The 17,570-nt window shown below is 57.2% G+C and carries 19 protein-coding genes; 3 read left to right on the plus strand and 16 right to left on the minus strand.

Going from position 1 to position 17,570, the window contains the following annotated elements:
• The first annotated feature begins 174 nt into the window (after positions 1-174).
• Positions 175-1,152, plus strand: coding sequence for a quinone oxidoreductase family protein (locus ABD982_RS06595; protein ID WP_345445848.1), 978 nt, complete (start codon positions 175-177; stop codon positions 1,150-1,152).
• A 61-nt stretch (positions 1,153-1,213) separates the two neighbouring features.
• Here the strand turns inward: ABD982_RS06595 and ABD982_RS06600 are convergent, their stop codons facing one another.
• The 9 genes from ABD982_RS06600 to infC form a co-directional block, all read right to left on the minus strand.
• Positions 1,214-1,885: a hypothetical protein gene (locus tag ABD982_RS06600; RefSeq protein ID WP_345445850.1), complete on the minus strand. Its 672-nt coding sequence runs from the start codon at positions 1,883-1,885 to the stop codon at positions 1,214-1,216.
• 196 nt (positions 1,886-2,081) lie between these two features.
• Positions 2,082-4,631 (minus strand): phenylalanine--tRNA ligase subunit beta, encoded by a 2,550-nt coding sequence (gene pheT / locus ABD982_RS06605; protein WP_345445852.1) that lies wholly within the window; start codon positions 4,629-4,631, stop codon positions 2,082-2,084.
• 4 nt (positions 4,632-4,635) lie between these two features.
• The gene (gene pheS / locus ABD982_RS06610; RefSeq protein WP_345445854.1) at positions 4,636-5,763 is read right to left on the minus strand and encodes a phenylalanine--tRNA ligase subunit alpha; all 1,128 of its coding nucleotides are present in this window, start codon (positions 5,761-5,763) and stop codon (positions 4,636-4,638) included.
• A gap of 272 nt (positions 5,764-6,035) precedes the next feature.
• Positions 6,036-7,166, minus strand: coding sequence for a VIT1/CCC1 transporter family protein (locus tag ABD982_RS06615; RefSeq protein ID WP_345445856.1), 1,131 nt, complete (start codon positions 7,164-7,166; stop codon positions 6,036-6,038).
• A gap of 334 nt (positions 7,167-7,500) precedes the next feature.
• Positions 7,501-7,923: a (deoxy)nucleoside triphosphate pyrophosphohydrolase gene (locus ABD982_RS06620; RefSeq protein ID WP_251380848.1), complete on the minus strand. Its 423-nt coding sequence runs from the start codon at positions 7,921-7,923 to the stop codon at positions 7,501-7,503.
• A 23-nt stretch (positions 7,924-7,946) separates the two neighbouring features.
• Positions 7,947-8,879 (minus strand): TrmH family RNA methyltransferase, encoded by a 933-nt coding sequence (locus tag ABD982_RS06625; RefSeq protein WP_251380847.1) that lies wholly within the window; start codon positions 8,877-8,879, stop codon positions 7,947-7,949.
• Positions 8,880-9,190: 311 nt separating this feature from the next.
• On the minus strand, positions 9,191-9,574 hold the full coding sequence (gene rplT, locus ABD982_RS06630) for a 50S ribosomal protein L20 (protein ID WP_251380846.1): 384 nt from the start codon (positions 9,572-9,574) through the stop codon (positions 9,191-9,193).
• Between the two features lie 122 nt (positions 9,575-9,696).
• Positions 9,697-9,891 carry a 50S ribosomal protein L35 gene (rpmI, locus tag ABD982_RS06635; RefSeq protein ID WP_237203564.1) on the minus strand — a complete coding sequence of 65 codons (195 nt, stop codon included), beginning with the start codon at positions 9,889-9,891 and terminating at the stop codon, positions 9,697-9,699.
• A gap of 213 nt (positions 9,892-10,104) precedes the next feature.
• Positions 10,105-10,794 (minus strand): translation initiation factor IF-3, encoded by a 690-nt coding sequence (infC, locus tag ABD982_RS06640; RefSeq protein WP_345446321.1) that lies wholly within the window; start codon positions 10,792-10,794, stop codon positions 10,105-10,107.
• A gap of 293 nt (positions 10,795-11,087) precedes the next feature.
• Between infC and ABD982_RS06645 the strand changes: the two genes are divergently transcribed.
• Positions 11,088-11,507, plus strand: a complete 420-nt coding sequence (locus ABD982_RS06645) for a DUF1844 domain-containing protein (protein ID WP_251380845.1) — start codon at positions 11,088-11,090, stop codon at positions 11,505-11,507.
• A 164-nt stretch (positions 11,508-11,671) separates the two neighbouring features.
• On the opposite strand, the gene ABD982_RS06650 is transcribed toward ABD982_RS06645, so the two are convergent.
• Genes ABD982_RS06650 through ABD982_RS06680 form a run of 7 tightly spaced genes read right to left on the minus strand, consistent with a single transcriptional unit; the run spans position 11,672 to position 16,615 of the window.
• Complete coding sequence (locus ABD982_RS06650; RefSeq protein ID WP_345445866.1) at positions 11,672-12,586, minus strand: SseB family protein; 915 nt, start codon at positions 12,584-12,586, stop codon at positions 11,672-11,674.
• A complete protein-coding gene (gene priA / locus ABD982_RS06655) occupies positions 12,586-13,317 on the minus strand; it encodes a bifunctional 1-(5-phosphoribosyl)-5-((5-phosphoribosylamino)methylideneamino)imidazole-4-carboxamide isomerase/phosphoribosylanthranilate isomerase PriA (protein WP_345445868.1) in 732 nt (243 codons plus the stop codon). Before priA ends, ABD982_RS06650 begins: the two co-directional genes overlap by 1 nt.
• A 24-nt stretch (positions 13,318-13,341) precedes the next feature.
• Entirely contained in the window at positions 13,342-13,512 is a 171-nt protein-coding gene (locus ABD982_RS06660) for a hypothetical protein (RefSeq protein WP_251380840.1), read from the minus strand.
• Complete coding sequence (hisH, locus tag ABD982_RS06665) at positions 13,513-14,193, minus strand: imidazole glycerol phosphate synthase subunit HisH (protein WP_251380839.1); 681 nt, start codon at positions 14,191-14,193, stop codon at positions 13,513-13,515.
• On the minus strand, positions 14,194-14,826 hold the full coding sequence (gene hisB / locus ABD982_RS06670; protein ID WP_251380883.1) for an imidazoleglycerol-phosphate dehydratase HisB: 633 nt from the start codon (positions 14,824-14,826) through the stop codon (positions 14,194-14,196).
• Between the two features lie 33 nt (positions 14,827-14,859).
• Positions 14,860-15,969: a histidinol-phosphate transaminase gene (locus tag ABD982_RS06675; protein WP_345445871.1), complete on the minus strand. Its 1,110-nt coding sequence runs from the start codon at positions 15,967-15,969 to the stop codon at positions 14,860-14,862.
• A 37-nt stretch (positions 15,970-16,006) separates the two neighbouring features.
• Complete coding sequence (locus ABD982_RS06680; protein WP_345445873.1) at positions 16,007-16,615, minus strand: LysM peptidoglycan-binding domain-containing protein; 609 nt, start codon at positions 16,613-16,615, stop codon at positions 16,007-16,009.
• A 219-nt stretch (positions 16,616-16,834) separates the two neighbouring features.
• On the opposite strand from ABD982_RS06680, the gene lexA reads away from it, so the two are divergent.
• The gene (lexA, locus tag ABD982_RS06685) at positions 16,835-17,548 is read left to right on the plus strand and encodes a transcriptional repressor LexA (RefSeq protein ID WP_251380836.1); all 714 of its coding nucleotides are present in this window, start codon (positions 16,835-16,837) and stop codon (positions 17,546-17,548) included.
• The last annotated feature ends 22 nt before the right edge of the window (positions 17,549-17,570 follow it).

Raw genomic sequence — 17,570 nt, forward strand, 5'->3', positions numbered from 1 at the left:
CACCATCTTTGCATTTTTTTGCAATGCAGTAAATATTTATACAGATTGTTTCGGGATACGGACGCTTTACCTCAGATAGAGGCAGGCTAGGGTGAAGATGCGCTAACCCAAGCCCAGTCCAAACAATTAGCCATTAACATCGATAATCTTAGATTTGGGAGTAGGCTTAAAATCATGACTAATACCACTATGACCACAGTACATTTTGAAGCAACAGGGGCGCCTGACGTCCTGGTTCCAGCACAGCTTCCCCTCCCTACCCCCGGCTCCACCCAGGTGCTGGTGAAGACTCGTGCAGTGGGCATTAACTTCATTGAGACCTACCAGCGTGCCGGTGTGTACTCGGTGCCACTCCCTTTCGTTCCCGGCACTGAGTCTACCGGTGAAGTGGTGGCAGTGGGTTCTGACGTCACTCATTTCTCGGTGGGTGATCGGCTAGCCACTGCCAACGCGACGGCTACCTATGCTGAGTATTTTCTAGTGGACCAAGAGCTCGCTGTTCAGGTACCCGAGAGTATCAGCTGGGAGGACGCCGGGGCTCTCCCTCTCCAGGGCATGACAGCTCACTACCTCATCAGCTCCACTTTCCGGGTGGAGCCAGGACATAAGGTCCTTATTCACGCCGGTGCAGGTGGAGTGGGTGGCATCGCCATTCAGTTGCTCAAGGCTCGTGGAGCCACAGTTTTCACCACTGTTTCCTCCGATGAGAAAGCTAAAATTGCGACAGCTCACGGGGCTGACCATGTTCTGCGCTATGAAGGTTTTGCAGAAAATATTAAGGACCTTACCGATGGTGCCGGTCTAGACGTCGTCTACGATGGCGTGGGTAAAGATACATTTGAACAGTCACTGACTGTGCTAAAAACCCGCGGCATGGCGGTGCTCTTCGGTGGGGCTTCCGGGCAGGTAGCACCCTTTGACCTGCAAAAGCTCAACGGGCTAGGCTCTCTCTACGTCACCCGCCCCACCCTAGCGCACTACTCCCAAGACCGCCAGGAAATTAGCTGGCGCATGGGTGAACTCTTTGACGCAATTGAATCAGGTGACCTCAACCTAACCGTGGATCAGACCTTCCCACTGGCCCAGGCAGCGGAAGCTCACACCTATCTAGAGGCCCGCAAGACTCGCGGCAAGGTGCTCCTGCTCCCCTAGTCTTATGAGCCGCACTTCAGAAAGTCAGTCGGCTGCGAGCGCGCCTAGCCTCCATCTGTTGCTAAACCTCTTCTTTTTTCTTGCGGATTATGAAGAAGGTGCCGACTACTCCAGCGCCGAAGACCAGGATGGCGCCGCCCAGTTTGAACATCGCGTTGGCTTTCTGGGAGCCTACGGTGCTTTCGGTGACGGGCACCAGGGTGCCGGTTTCGCCGGTGCGGGCGACGGTGAGGTTGCCGTCAGCGTTTTCAACGAGCAGGGCATCGACCTTTTCGGGGAAGTCGCTCTTGACGCGCCCAGTCTGGGAGCCACGGAACTTAACGCCCTGATTGGGGTCAACGGAAACTGAATCCGCTACATCAGAGACAAAAGTCTTATCGTTCATGGCTTCATCATCGGGAAGAGCTCCCGCGTAGATACCCACGTTCTTATCGCCCTGCAAATCTTTGGTGAGATCTTCAAGGGTGCCTTGAATCACCCAGGACTTGTTTTCGTAGCCCTCATTTTCGCGGGCTTCGCTGTAGGTGCGTACGCCGCTCACAAGCAGGAGCAGGGCAATGAGCGACACCAGTAGCATGAGCCCCGCCGCAATGAGCTTGGGCAGAATGGGGCCGCGAGTTTCCTCAAGCTCATCTTCATCGTTGAGGCCAAAGAACCCGCCTGCGCGCTCACCGGCAAGGAGGTCTTCTCCCTGTAGGTTGTCGTTATTTTCTGATTCGCGCTGTGGGCTCACGGTATCGCTTTCGTTGGATAAGGTCTACTCGGTTGGGCAGGTGGTCTTTCAAGACTACTTGAGCTCAAAGAGGGGCGGCAACCCGGGCGAAACTTTCTTTGCGCTTTGGTGGGTGGAGGAGCGATGAGCACCCGGCTTCTGCCCGCGCTAGGTGGGCGGGCAGAAGCCGGGCGCAGATTATGTCTCTAGCTGTGCCTTAGCGCTGGACAGCTCCAAACCGGTCTGCTGCGACAGCTACACCTGAGGAGCGGGCTGCACTTGCCTCATCAGCGGTTAGGGTTCGGTCGGTGGCTCGGAAGCGCAGTGCAAAGGCTAGGGACTTCTTACCTTCATCGATACCGGCGCCGCGGTAATCATCAAAGACGCGGACGTCCTCCAGCAGGTCACCTGCACCCTCAGCCAGGGCAGCAGCAACAGCCTTAGCCGGGACATCAGCGTCAACGATTAGCGCGACGTCCTGGTTGGTGGCCGGGTAGCCGGAGATGCCGGTGGCGATGGTCGGACCACCGCGACCGTTCAGCAGTGCTGAGAAGTTGAGCTCGAAAGCGGCAGTGCGCTCGGGCATGTCCAGTTCTGCTAGAAGCTTGGGGTGAAGTTCACCCGCGTAACCGATGACGGTGCCATCTGCCAGGGTTAGGGCTGCGGTACGGCCGGGGTGGAAGGCCTGGTGCTCACCCTTTACAACCTCTAGCTTCACACCGATAACATCTGCTACCAGGGTGGCAGAGTCAAGGGCGTCACGCCAGTCCAGAGAATGGGGAACGGCACCGGGGGTTTCTTCGTGCACCAGACCGCAGAAAAGACCTGCGATGTGGCGAGGCTGGTCCGGGATGCCGGCGTTAAGATCTGCTAGGACCTCATCGGAGGGCCGCACACCCAGACCGGGAATCTGAGATGAACCGTGCTGAGCACCGGGGATGAAGACGTGGCCGGTTTCGTAAATTGCAAGGTTCTTGAAGCCACGGGATAGGTTACGCTTGAGCACCTCGGTCAGGCCGGGCAGCAGTGAACGGCGCATCCAGCCCTGCTGGGAAGCAATGGGGTTAGCTAGGCGTATTGACTTCACGGTTTCCCCGGCAACCGGGCTTGCCCAAAGGTTGTTGTCGTCCTCCGAAACAAAGGGGTAAGCCGATACCTCGGTCAAGCCCGACGCGGCCAACGCGTTGAGGGCGCGACGGCGCAGGAGCTGCTCAGTGCTCAGGCCTTGACCGGGGGGTGCTACGGGAAGGGTTGAGGGGATCAGATCGTAACCGACTAGGCGGGCAATTTCCTCAGTGAGGTGCTCCTTATCCGTTAGGTCAGGGCGCCAGGACGGTGCGGTGACGCGGTAGCCGGTCTCGGTACGCTCTACCTGAGCACCGATCTGTTCCAGGGACTCAGTAATCTGAGCTTCCGTGTAGTCGATGCCGATGCGGCCTGCAGTGTAGTCTGCGGGCAGGTCAATGACGGTAGGTTCGACGGTAGAACCAGTGTCAGTCACGCCTTCTTCCACGGTGGCACTTGCCAGTTCAACCAGCAGGTCAACGGCACGCTGGGCGGCTGCAGCCTGGAGCTCGGGATCAACGCCGCGCTCAAAACGCTTGGAAGCATCCGAAGAGAGCTTGTGACGGCGGGAGGTGCGGGCGATAGAGACTTCGTCAAAGCGGGCAGCTTCAATAAGGATGTTGGTGGTCTCGGTGCCGACCTCGGTACTAGCCCCACCCATCACGCCGGCAAGGCCGATGGGTCCCGTCGAATCAGTAATGAGCAGGTCTTCGGGGTGTAGCTCGCGGACCTTCTCGTCCAAAGTAGTGAGCTTCTCCCCCGCCTGGGCACGGCGAACGGTGATACCGCCATCCAGCTTATCTGCGTCGTAGAAGTGCAGCGGCTGGCCAGTTTCGAGCATCACGTAGTTGGAGATATCAACCGGCAGTGAGATGGATCGGACGCCAGCCAGGCGCAGACGTGATGACATCCAGGTGGGCACGGGGGCTGCTGCGTTGACACCGGTCACCTGGCGAGTGACGAAGCGGGTACAGCCGTCCTTGCCGTGGATGGGGGCGGAGTCAGTGAGGGTGACAGGCAGGCCGCCGGCATTAGCCGCAGGTGCCTTGGCTGCCAGATCCAGCACGAAGTCATCAAAGGTCTCACCGGTTGCGTGGCAGTATTCGCGGGCGATGCCGCGCATCGATAAGGCGTAGCCGCGGTCGGGGGTGACGTTGACTTCTGCAGCCTCGTCGTAGAGGCCCAGCAATTCCATGGCGTCCGAGCCAAGTTCTGGGTCAAGGCCCAGGGTGGAGAGTACCAGGATGCCGTCGTGGTCATCACCAATCCCCAGCTCACGCACGGATGCAATCATGCCAGCGGATTTATGGCCGTAGGTCTTGCGGGCAGTGATAGCAAAGCCACCGGGGAGGACGGCACCAGGCAGGGTAACTACTACCTTGTCACCGGGTGCAAAGTTGTGAGCACCGCAGATAATGCCCTGCACGCCGGACTCTTCAATACCTTTGCCGGTCAGAGTCTGTGTCTGGCCCTCGGGAACCACGCGCACCTGGCACCAGTTCACGGTCTTACCGTTGGAGTGGGTTTCAGGTTCCATCGAAAGCACCTGGCCGACCACAATGGGGCCGGTGAGCTCGTCGGTGGGACGGTGGACGCCTTCTTCTTCAAGGCCAACCTTAACTAGGGCGGCCATGACATCTTCGGCGGTTGCGTCTGCCGGGACGGGCGCGTATTCACGGAGCCAGGAAAGGGGAATTCGCATTGGGTTAGATCTCCATCTTGAACTGCTGTGAGAAACGGATGTCGCCTTCGATCATGTCACGCATGTCCTGAACGCCGTTGCGGAACATGAGGGTACGTTCGATGCCCATGCCGAAGGCGAAGCCGGAGTAGACCTCGGGGTCCACGCCTGCTGCGCGCAGGACGTTGGGGTTGACCATGCCACAGCCACCCCATTCAATCCAGCGGGGGCCGCCCTTGGCGTCAGGGTGCCAGACATCCAGCTCAGCGGAAGGTTCGGTGAAGGGGAAGAAGTTAGGTCGCAGGCGGATTTTGGCGTCTTCGCCGAACATGGCGCGTGCCATGTGTTCCAGGGTGCCCTTGAGGTCTGCCATGGTCAGACCCTTGTCGACGGCCAGGCCCTCGATTTGGTGGAAGACCGGGGTGTGGGTGGCGTCCAACTCGTCGGTGCGGTAGACCTGGCCGGGGCAGACCACGTAGAGCGGGACGTCGCGGGTCAGGAGCGAGCGCATCTGCACCGGTGAGGTGTGGGTGCGCAACATCAGGTGTGAGCTGACCGGCTCAACGAAGAAAGTATCTTGCAGTTCGCGGGCAGGGTGGTCCGGCGGGAAGTTGAGGGAGTCAAAGTTGTACCACTCGGATTCCAGCTCGGGGCCGTCGGCAACCTCCCAGCCCATGCTAACGAAGATGTCACACATCTGCTCCTGGAGCACGTTGATGGGGTGACGCGCACCCACGCGGCGGCGGGGAGTATGGGCCGTGACGTCTACTGCCTCTTCCACGAGAATGCGAGCAGCGCGCTCTTCTTCAAGCTCCGCGTTGCGGGTCTCTAGTGCCTTAGCCAGACGTCCGCGAGCCTGGCCCATGAGCTTGCCAACCTCAGCTTTGTGCTCCTTAGCCAGATCTCGCATCTGCTTGTTAGCTAGGGTGAAACCGCCCTTGTCGCCGGTGAACTCAAGACGCACACGCTTGAGCTCCTCGAAATCAGAAGCCTTTTCTGCAATCTCGTGTAGCGCTCGATCAAGCTCAGCGGCACATGCCTGCTTAACGGTCTCAAGACCGTTTTGGGGGTCCTTGTCTAAAATTGCTCGGATATTAGCCAGAACCTGAAAAGGAGTGGGGTTTTCAGGTACCTCGGGCAAAGAATCAGTCATAGACACATCTCTTCACATCTGTTGTTGGCGGGCACAGGGTTTTTCGCCGGGCGCCCAGGGCATCAGTTCTTTATTTTAGAGCACTTTGCGCGCGCGACATAAAGAAGCGTCCCGCTGATTGCAACGGGACATTAAGGTAAGTGGGTTTAGGTCTTAGTGAACATAATCGGTGCGCTTTGTCATCAGCCAATCGAGGCATACCTCACCGTTCACGCATCGCGTGAGAAGCGCTCAAGAAACAACACCGACTTACCCATACATCATCAGGTCACCTAACCTACCGTCGCACCAAAGAGGAGCCCCAGCAGGTAGGTTGCTAGCGCTGCACCGTAACCGATTGCCAGCTGACGCAGGCCTCTCTTCATTGGTGAGGCACCAGAGAACAGACCCACTACGCCGCCGGTAATCATGAGGGCAATACCGACCAGCGCTAGGGACAGCACCATAGCGAAGGTGCCACTGGCTCCAAAGATATAGGGCAGAATCGGAACCAGGGCACCGGACGCAAAGAAGGCGAAGCTTGAGGCTGAAGCACCGATATCTGAGCCAAGAGCCCCGTGCTCTTCTTCGTGCTCTTCTCCCTCAACAACCTCCTTGAAAGACAGTGATGGGTCACAGTCACAGTCTAAGTGCCCAAAACGTTCCATGGCACGATGCTGGGCGGCCTCTTCACTCATGCCGCGTGCCTTGTAAATGAGAACCAGCTCATTCTGATCAATATCAAGATCCTTAGCCACCGATAGGGTCACCTGGGTGGGGCGGGAGGCGTCTAGCAGTTCTCGCTGCGAGCGCACTGATACGAATTCACCGGCTGCCATGGAGAGGGCACCTGCTAGCAGGCCGGCGATACCGGAGAGTAGGACCATCGAGTTAGAGGCACCCGATGCCCCGATACCCATAATGAGAGCTACGTTAGAGACCAGACCATCGTTAGCGCCGAAGACGGCGGCGCGAAAGTTGCCCGACAGTTTTTCGCGTCCGCTCGTCGAGAGCGCCCGAATGATTTCTTCATGAATCGCTTCATCGGCTGCCATCGCTTCGGTGGCGTCCGGATCCTCGCGGTAGGGTGAGCGCCCCTCTGCTCGCTGGGCAAGAGCTAGCACAAAAACGGTACCGAAGTTTTTGGCAAGCAGTTCGAGGAGTTTTGCAGAAGCGGACGGACGCGGTTCGGGGTGGGCGTGTTCACCCAGCAGTGCACGCCAATGGTTCTGGTGCCGCTTTTCAGCATCTGCCACCGACTGCAAGATTTCTGCCTCGTGGCCTGTGGAGAGTTTTGCCAGTGCTGTGTAAACCTGGGCTTCGGAGATTTCTTCTGCCAGGTAGCGGCGCCACCTGCGAATTTGAGCGGATGTGGGGTTGGTGGCAGCGTGGTGAAGCTGGACTGGGTGCGGTGTACTGGGCATGAGCTCGCTGTCTGTTCAGTCAGTGATTGAGCCGGTAGACCGTACCGTTATGCGAGCGCACACTTCGGCAGCGGCTACCCACGTCACTGGGGTTAAAGTCGTCTGCCGAAGGTCTTGCTCGCCTGCCGGTATCTGGGGTGATACGGCAGGTGGTGCACCGGGTTTGAGAAGCAACCAGTATGTCGATACACCGCTTGGGCACCTGCGAGGTGCCAGTGTGGGAGCTACTCCCCTTCGTTTCTTCACCATACTAGTTGATGATGCAAGTAAGGCAAAGCCCCCGACCTCACATGAGGTCAGGGGCACAATCTTCAGCGACGCTGGGTGATCACACTTAGAGGCTCAGTATCGCTCTGGTGATAGGTAGGTTAGCCGGAATCCAGGCAACCTTGAGGAGCTCAGAATCAAGGGGAAACCATTCCAGAGCCAGGTGATCCTGAAGGGTTGCCGGTTGGCCGTCAATTATTTCAGCTAACCAGACACGCATGGAGGCTTTCTCGTTCAGTGGCCACCCCTGCGGGTGCGGGCCGCTGATTTCGCGCCCCAGAATAATCTCTACCCCCAGCTCTTCGACCAGCTCTCGTTTCAGTGCCTCCTGGCAACTCTCCTGCGGTTCAACCTTCCCGCCGGGGAACTCCCAAAGACCGGCCAGAGCAGGTGGTGCAGACCGTTGCCCCAGCAGTATTCGGGTGGGGTTCTGCAGCGAGTCAACCAGTGCCGCCCCGACTACCTGAACAGGGTAAACCGTGTCTGTCATAGAACTAGCCCTACACCCTGCGATTACCGTTTACGGTTCTGAGCCAGCGCCGAAGCATAGAGGCAAACACCAGCAGCCATACCTACATTTAGCGACTCAGCAGCACCGTGGATGGGCACAGCTACTCTCAGCGAAGCGGCAGCTTTCTCTTCATCGTTCAGGCCCTGAGCTTCGTTACCGAAAAGCCACATAGTGGGGGCAGCAAGGTCGTACTTGACCTTCTTGCGCGGCTCAACACCAGCGCGGGCAGCAAAGGCGGCGTCCTGCAGGTCATCAAGGCTGACCCGCCCGTAACCGTCCGCAGCCAGCACTCCTATGCCCTGGCCCTTTGCATCCTCGGCAAAATCTTCTAAATCGATGCCCTGTAGCAGCGGCAGGTGGAAGAGAGAGCCAGCGGTAGAGCGCACTGCCTTGGGGTTATAAAGATCAACAGTTCCCTTGGTGGTAATAATGAGGTCAGCACCGGCAGCATCAGCCGCACGCACAATCGTGCCAGCATTACCCGGATCCTGCACACGGGTCAGCACAGCAACCAGCTTGGGGTTGATAGCGCCCTCACCCCAGATATCAGCCGGAGAAATCTCCCGCTGGAAAGCCACGGCAACAATGCCCTGCGGGGTCACTGCTTCAGCCATAGCCGCCAGAACCTCATCGGTCACCATACGCATAAAGACCTTACGGCCGGGCTCAGGAGTAGGGCTACCGTGCACTTCTTCCAACAGTTCAACCAAATCTTCGTGACGGTCAAAAGCCTTCTCAGTAATGTAGACCGCATCCAGTAAGGGCTTCTTCTGGTGAGCCAGCAGCGCCTCGCGCACCGCCTGCGGCCCCTCCACGAGGAACTGGCCGCTCTTGGTGCGACCGCTGCGGTTAGCTAGCTTGGCCACATCCTTCACACGATCAGCGGAGGGGTTGTTCATAATGACGGGGGTAGCAAGACGCTCAAAAAAATCCATAGCCTCCATTGTCTCACGCCCGCCCCGGCCAAGCAGCCAGGTGTGGGCAAGGGCGCAAAGACCGAGCGATGGCAGAAGGTTAGGGGGTAGTGGGTAAGCCAACTACAGGTGAGGATGAGGGGTATGTCCGCTAGCTGGTCGGGGCTGGCGTGAAGTACGGGCGAGCGCTTGGCACGAGGCCGTCAGAGGATCAGTTGGCGGATGCCACATCTCCTTCCTTCGTTCAAGTATTTCTGACTGGCACACAAAAGGACGCCGCCACTCCCCAAACGGGGAGCAGCGGCGTCCTTATCAGCTGAGAAAGCTAGAGCTTAGGCAGCCTTGGGAGCTGAGGTGTCCTCAGGCAGGTTATCTTTAGCAACCTGAACCAGTGCTGAGAAAGCAGCGGGCTCGTTGACAGCCAGCTCAGCCAGCATACGGCGATCAACTTCAACCTCAGCAGCCTTCAGGCCCTGGATGAAACGGTTGTAAGTCAGGCCTTCTGCACGGGCAGCTGCGTTGATACGCTGAATCCAGAGACGACGGAAGTCGCCCTTCTTCTTACGACGGTGGTCGTAGCTGTAAACCAGTGAGTGAATGACCTGCTCTTTAGCCTTACGGTAAAGGCGTGAACGCTGGCCACGGTAGCCGGATGCGCGTTCAAGAACTACTCGGCGCTTCTTGTGCGCGTTAACCGCGCGCTTCACACGTGCCACGTGTGTCTCCTAACATCTATGTCCTGGCAACCAATAATCTAGCGTTGCGCAGGAGAGAAATAATTATCTACTTTGGTGCGACCTCATGTCTCTGAGGTCAGAGCTTCAAAAAGAAGACGGTTTTATTTACCGAGCATCTTCTTGATGACCTTGGCCTGACCGCCTTCAACGATCTGGTCAGATGCCAGACGGCGGGTCACGCGTGATGACTTGTGCTCAAGGTAGTGACGGCGGTTGGCCTGCTGGCGCTTAACCTTGCCGGTACCGGTGAGCTTGAAGCGCTTTTTTGCACCAGAGTGGGTCTTCTGCTTCGGCATGAGCCGATTCTCCTTACGTTCTACCCTCCCGCCCTCTCGGGCGATGAGGAACTCTACACTAAACGAACACCGCTGTATTGGGTTCGTCTATGAAAGGGGTTTGGTTTTCACGCTGCATCAACCACCTGACCGTGGGGGACGGCGGGATTATGCGTAAATCTTTGACCTTGCACCGCACATGTTGCATGCGGGGCCGGTAGTCTAACCAGTTCCTTATTCGGCTGACGCCTGCGCCTTGAGCTCAGCGGGCATTGCATCTGCCAGCGAGTTAGTTACAGGGGTTGCCTCAGTGGTGTTAACGCGTTCGCGACCCTTGCGGCTGCTCTCCTGCTGGGCGTCACGGCGAACATCCTGCTTGCCGCGCAGCGGGGCAAGAACCATCACCATGTTACGACCGTCAACGCGAGGCTTCGATTCAATCGAGCTCACCTCAACCAGGTCATTCGCCATGCGCTCGAGCAAACGCACACCCATCTCGGGGCGCTGCTGTTCACGACCACGGAACTGAATCATAGCCTTGACTTTGTCACCACCGGCAAGGAAACGACGTGCGTGCCCTACCTTGGTTTCGTAGTCATGGGTGTCAATTTTGAGGCGGAAACGGATTTCCTTCAGCGAGGCGTTAACCTGCTTCTTGCGAGATTCACGAGCCTTAACAGCGGCTTCGTACTTGTACTTGCCGAAGTCCATCAACTTGCACACGGGCGGCTTAGCGTTAGGGGCAACCTCAACCAGGTCGAGATCGGATTCCTGAGCAAGACGCAGTGCATCTTCTACACGGACAATACCGACCTGTTCACCACCGGGGCCGACGAGACGGACTTCCGGAACGCGAATACGGTCGTTGATGCGGGGATCGCTAATGACTAAGCTCCTGTTGCTTGTAGGGTTATACCCGTGAATTTCTCTCGGGGACTAAAAAAGCCCCCGTTGTGGTAAAGCAAACGGAGGCCTGTAACCCTTAACCTAAACTGCACGCAACAAAACACTGCGACCTTAAGGCCATAACCCGTCAACGCTAGAGCTGATGCGGGTGGGAACTAAAACGTTCCGCTTGCAAACACCTTAGAACTCTACGTGCTTTGGCCCTATTTATCAAGACTTAAAGACCACTTTCAAGGATTAATAGGCAACAAAATGCCAGAGTGTGACCAGCGATTCACACCGGTTGCAACCTATGTGAGATTCTAGTAACCATGAGTAACGAATCTACCTACCGTTTTGAAGACCAGCAGCCCGATGAAACCCAGCTCCCAGAAGGTGTGACCGCTGAGCAACTCGAAGAAGTCAACGCCCAGATGCGGGATATCGCCGAGGTGCCAGCAGTTGAGGTCATCACCACCGCCGCCGTCCACCTGATGAGTGCCGCCGCGGTCAAATGCGGGCTAGGTGCAGAAGAAAACGCAGCTGACCTCAAAGACCTGGACGAAGCTCGCAAACTGATCACCGCCCTTGCAGGTTTCGTCACCGCGGCGGCGCCCGAAATTGGCTCACAGCACGCTGCGCCCCTGCGCGACGGTCTGCGCTCGCTCCAGCTGGCCTTCCGCGAAGCCTCAGCCTTCCCCGACAAGCCAGGTCAGGGCCCAGGCGAAAAGTTCACCGGCCCCGTCTTCTAAAAGGACCTTACTGCCCCGCGTAGAAGAGTAAAGGCGGGCATCCCAGAAATCGACGGCTCCAAGCTGGCGCGCATTGCGTGCGAGCCTGCGAGAGAGTCAGTCGACGGAAGGGTACCCGCTTTTGCTCTGCATAGCTAGTGCTGATGGCGCCCTATCAGCCCTCGCTATGAGGCAGACGCTAGGGAGATCTGCACGGAATCAACCAGCTCCGAGATGACCGGGTTAATGGCCAGCCCCTGCTGAAAGGTCTGCACCGTGTGGTTAAGCTGATCTTGTGTAAGACCGAGTGCTAAACGCAGTGTAATTTTTAGTTCAGGCCCGTGACCACCGCCTGCCAGCACAATGCCGTCTGCTGTACGGCTATAGACTCCCTGCCCCGGGGCAGCCTCGACAGCAGTCACTGCTGAGATGGGGGCGGCAATGTCTTGGAGTGCCTGGGCTACCTGCGAGTTGCGGTAGGAGGGCACCCATTCTTGACCTTTAGCAATGGCCCAGAAGGCCGGGCGGCGCAGTACAAAGGTCAGGTTTTGACCGGGATTGATAACGATGAGCTGGTTATCATCTTCCACCGCTGAGAGAGCGGTTTTACGCATGTCAGCGGCCACCGGGCGAGCCAAATCGTGCCAGCCAGTCAAAGCATCGACCGCCGTGAAGATTGGCAAGGCCTTACGACCGTCCGGTGCCTGAATGCTGACCAGAGCCATATCTGATTCTTTATCCGAGACTAACCCAGCTTCGGTAATTTCTGCCTGGGAAAGCTGGGCAACGACCGGGGCGAAAATACGCACATTGCGCAAGGCATCGACCACAGCAGCTTCATCAATCTCACCAGCAACAAAAGCGTCAAACACCTCTTGCAGAGCCGGGTCAGTCGTGCCCTGATCGCCCGGGTACTGGTGAGTGTGGCTGGTACCCTCAGCAAGGTTTCGCCCTTCCCAAGGCTGCCCGCCGGTATCAGTTTTCTGCCCGGCACTGGCCAATTGCGCGGCGATGTGGGTAGGCAGATTCCGCTGGTCTCCACCTCCCCCACCGTGCCCGTGGGTGTGAGCACGGTGCACTCGGTCCGAGAAGTCGGCCATTAGGGACGGCCTGCTACATCAAGTGCCTGCTGCAGGGTGAACTTACCTGCGTAGAGGGCTTTACCTGTAATGGCACCTTCAACGCCGTGGGAAACCATAGTGCGCAGAGCGGCAATGTCATCGAGGGTAGCGATACCCCCGGAGGCAACTACCGGTTTGTCGGTGCGCTCAGCAACCTTGCGTAGTAGCTCCAGGTTAGGGCCCTGCAGGGTGCCGTCCTTGGTGACGTCGGTGACCACGTAGCGGGCACAGCCGTCCTCGTTCAGGCGGTCCAGTACCTCCCAGAGGTTGCCGCCCTCTTGAGTCCAGCCGCGAGCAGCAAGAATATCCCCGCGGACGTCCAGCCCAACAGCGATGACATCCCCGTGTTCAGCGATAACTTTACGGGTCCATTCGGGGTTTTCCAGTGCGGCGGTGCCCAAGTTGATGCGGGCAGGGTTGAGGGAAAGCGCGCGTTCCAAAGAAGCATCGTCGCGGATACCACCAGACATCTCAATCTTGATGGTCAGTTCCTGAGCTACTTCAGTCAGAATATCAATGTTATCGCCGCGACCAAACGCGGCATCCAGGTCAACGAGGTGCAACCATTCAGCGCCGGCATTCTGCCATTCAAGAGCCGCTTCAAGCGGGCTACCATAGCTGGTTTCAGAGCCAGCCTCACCCTGGACCAGACGCACAGCCTGACCGTCAGCAACATCTACTGCGGGCAATAGTTCAAGTCGTTCAGTCATAGTTTCTCCTAAAAATGAGGTTTTTTACCCGTAGTTGAGCACAATGTAGAGGCCATAGCCAGCGAAGCCGAGCCCCACCAGCAGCAAAATAAGCTGGGCTATCCAAGTAATTTTCTGTCGATAAAAAGAATAAGCGCCGCCTACGAACATCATGCCAATGGTCATCAGCAGCAGGCCTGAGGTAGAAGCGGACATTTAGTCCTCCTGCACTGAGATACGGCCGGTCACGGGCAATGTGTTCAGCCAATTGCGCAAGAGCTTTAGGCCAGCTTCCCCTGATTTTTCGGGGTGGAATTGGGTAGCCGATAAAGGTCCATTTTCAACGGCGGCGATGAAGTCAGTGCCGTGATGGGACCATGTGACCTGAGGGGGCACCATAGATTCGATGTTCTGATCAAAGTCCCAGCTCTGCACGCCGTAGGAGTGCACGAAATAGAAGCGCTCCTCTTCAATCCCCGCAAAGAGGCGGGAGCCAGCCGGCGGGCGCACCGTATTCCAGCCCATGTGAGGTACCACATCAGCTTGTAGCTTTTCGACGGTTCCAGGCCACTCACCCAAACCTTCGGTGTCAATGCCGTGTTCAACGCCGTGCTCAAACATCACCTGAAGGCCAACGCAGATCCCCAGAACGGGGCGCCCACCGGCCACGCGACGTCCGATCATACGGATAGCATCTGCTTGCTTCAGACCGTCCATCACCGCCTGGAAGGCACCTACCCCGGGCACTACCAGACCATCAGCACCCAGCACATCAGCCTCGCGACGTGACAGGAGCACTTCTGCTCCGGCTTCTTCAAGGGCACGAACCGCTGAACGGACGTTTCCCGCGCCGTAATCCAGAACGACAACTAAAGGTTTCTGCTGGGGCTCTGCCATTTAGAGTGCTCCCTTAGTGGAAGGAATACCTGCGTGACGGGGATCTGGTTCTACTGCCTGACGCAGGGCCCGTGCCAGTGCCTTGAACTCAGCTTCAGCAATATGGTGGGGATCGCGGCCACCCAACAAGGTAATGTGAAGGCAAATACCGGCATGGTAAGCAAAAGCTTCAAATACATGGCGCACCATCGAACCAGTAAAGTGCCCGCCGATAAGGTGGAACTCGAAGCCGGCAGGTTCACCGGTGTGCACCAGATAGGGGCGCCCTGAAATATCAACGACTGCCGACGCCAGCGCTTCATCTAGGGGCACCGTTGCGGTACCAAAGCGGCGAATACCGGCCTTATCACCCAGGGCCTGACGTAGAACCTCGCCCAGCACGATCCCGGTGTCTTCAACGGTATGGTGCACATCAATGTGGGTATCCCCCGAGCACTTGATGGTCATATCAATGAGTGAGTGCTTAGAAAGTGCGGTCAGCATGTGGTCATAGAAGGGTACGCCGGTGTCGATGTCTGACACTCCGGTACCGTCCAGATTGATCTCGACGCTGACCGATGATTCACTGGTCTTGCGCTCCATCTTTGCAATGCGGGGGCCTAGCCCAGTTGATGTTTGGTGGGGTACTGCCATGTCTACCTCAATGTATGGTGTGGTCAAGAAAAATTATCGCTCGAATGTCTCGATGTATGCCGTCATATGCTCTAAGAATGCACTGGTTTCTGCCTCTGTTCCGGCGGTGACGCGCAGGTAGCCGGGTATACCGTTATCACGTACCAGAACGCCGGCATCCAGCAAGTATTGCCAAGCCGCTTTCTCATCCTTCAACCCACCAAAAAAGACAAAGTTTGAGTCTGATACGGCGGGCTTTAGCCCTAAGCCGGCCAGGTGATCTACGATGCGGTCGCGCTGTGCTCGAATATCATCAACATTAGCCAGGAGTTGCTGGCGGTGGCGAAGCGCAGCTACAGCCGTCGCCTGGGTGACCGCCGAAAGATGGTAGGGCAGACGGACGAGGCGGACAGCGTCACAGACTGCGGGAGCTGCGGCGAAATACCCAAGACGAGCACCTGCAAGGGCAAAGGCTTTGCTCATAGTTCGGGTAACAATCAGGTTGGGGCGCCCAGAGAGTAGGGTCAAAGCATTGCGGGAGCGGTCTTGGGCGAATTCAGCGTAGGCCTCATCGACCACTACAATGCCGTTATAAGCGGCCACCGCCTCATAGACAGCCTCGATCACGCCAAGCTCAAGACCGGTGCCGGTGGGGTTATTAGGTGAGCAGAGGATGACGATGTTGGGTCGATGCTCCTGAATCTGAGCAAGAGCCAACTCGGTGGACAGGGAGTAGTCCTCAGCCCTGTAGCCGGCAATAAAAGTAGTGTTGGTGCCGTCCGCGAGGAGGGGGTACATAGAGTAGGTGGGCACAAAGCTCATGACGCTTCGCCCGGGGCCGCCAAAGACCTGCATGATTTGCTGCAGAATTTCGTTGGAGCCATTTGCTGCCCAAAGATTCTCTGCGGTCAGACCGTGACCAAGGTAGCTTGCTAATTCCTGGCGCAACGATGAGAATTCGCGATCGGGGTAGCGGTTGAGCGTGAGGGCTGCAGCAGCTACATCGCGACTAATCGCATCTACAACCTCACCGGGCATGGGATGGGTGTTCTCATTGACGTTGAGAGTCACGGGCACATCAATCATGGGCGCACCGTAGGGTGAACGGCCCCGCAGATCATCGCGCAGAGGGAGGGCAGAGAGAGAGTCCATAGAATTAGTCACCCCACCAGTCTAGCCGCGCTAGCTCATATCGAACATTTTATTTCGAAGTGTAGACCGGTACCTCAAGCACCTGGCCAGGCTCGACCCGGGCAGTGCTCAAATCATTGATTTGCATAATGTGGTTAATAACGTCTCGATTGTCCTGGCCCGGGGCAACTTTTGCGGCAATGGACCAGAGTGAGTCACCGTGCATAACCGTCATAGTAGAACTAACCTGAGTTGCCATTTCACCGGTTGAGCTCTTCGCTTCGCCCGGGTTGATGAAAGTCAAGGCTCCCAGCACGATGAGGACAGCAAGAGTCAGCGCAGGGATGCCGCGGAACACCAAGCGACCCTTACGTGTTAAACGCACGGCTCCTCCTAGCAAACCACGCTTCTTCTGTTGGTTTACCCCCTGAGAAGTCTGTGCTGCAGAAACTGGGGCGAGGAGCTGCCCCTGCTGGGTCGGTCGTGTTACCGCAGTTTGAGCACCCTGGTGGCGTCTGAAAGTTCCAGGCTCAACGGTACGAATTCGATACTGGGGGGTGGTGAAAGTCGAGTTAGCTTTTGCTCGTGAACGCTGGGCGTCAGCCTGTGCCTGCAATGAGTTGAGGGGCTTCTTGGAAGAAGCAGGAGCCATAAAATCCGGTAGGGCGATAGCGCTCATTTGTCCTTCTCCTAACGACTGCTCAAACATTCAACCCATGGTCGAATGAATGTTCTAAAAAATCTAGTACTTATGTTCTATCAGAAAACTCGAACATAGTCGAGAAAAATTAGAACAAGTGTTTGAATAAACTGTTTTGGTGGCATAGTCTTAGAAGACCACCTGGATCATTAGACAATAGGTGGCTGACATTTTAGGACCAACAGAGACGAGCACACCGTGAGCGAACGCACCCAGCACACTCCGGCCAGCCCTAGAAATAAGGGATCTCGCCCGCTTACTGCCCGCCAGAAAAATATTCTGGAGGCCATTTCAGAGGCCATCGACGAGCACGGTTACCCGCCATCCATGCGAGAAATTGGCGACCTGGTGGGCTTGGCGTCTCTTTCTTCGGTGACTCATCAGCTGAGCCGTCTTGAAGAGATGGGCTACATTCGCCGTGACCCCAAACGTCCGCGCGCTATCGAGATTCTCGGTGAGGGTGAGCAGGCTGAACCCGCTACAGAGACGTCTGTGCTTCGGCTACCCCTCCTACCGACCTTCGAACAGAGCAGCGAAGACTTAGCAACGGTACCTCTAGTTGGCCGTATCGCAGCTGGCTCACCGATCGCCGCCGAACAATCAATCGAAGATGTCATGACCCTGCCCCGCCAGCTAGTGGGAAACGGCGATCTCTTCATGCTGAGGGTCAAGGGCGACTCCATGGTTGACGCCGCTATCTGTGACGGTGACTGGGTCGTAGTCCGCACCCAAAATACCGCTCAAAATGGTGACATCGTTGCAGCCCTCTTAGAGGACGAGGCCACGGTCAAAACCTTCCGCCAGCGTGACGGCCACACCTGGCTTCTGCCCCAGAACACCCAGTATGAACCAATCCTGGGTGACCGAGCCACCATCATGGGTAAGGTCGTCTCGGTTCTGCGTAGCCTCTAACGCGCTAAGTACCATCTCACAC

Origin of the sequence: Rothia endophytica, assembly GCF_039543885.1 — a bacterium.
GTDB classification, from domain to species: Bacteria; Actinomycetota; Actinomycetes; order Actinomycetales; family Micrococcaceae; genus Rothia; species Rothia endophytica.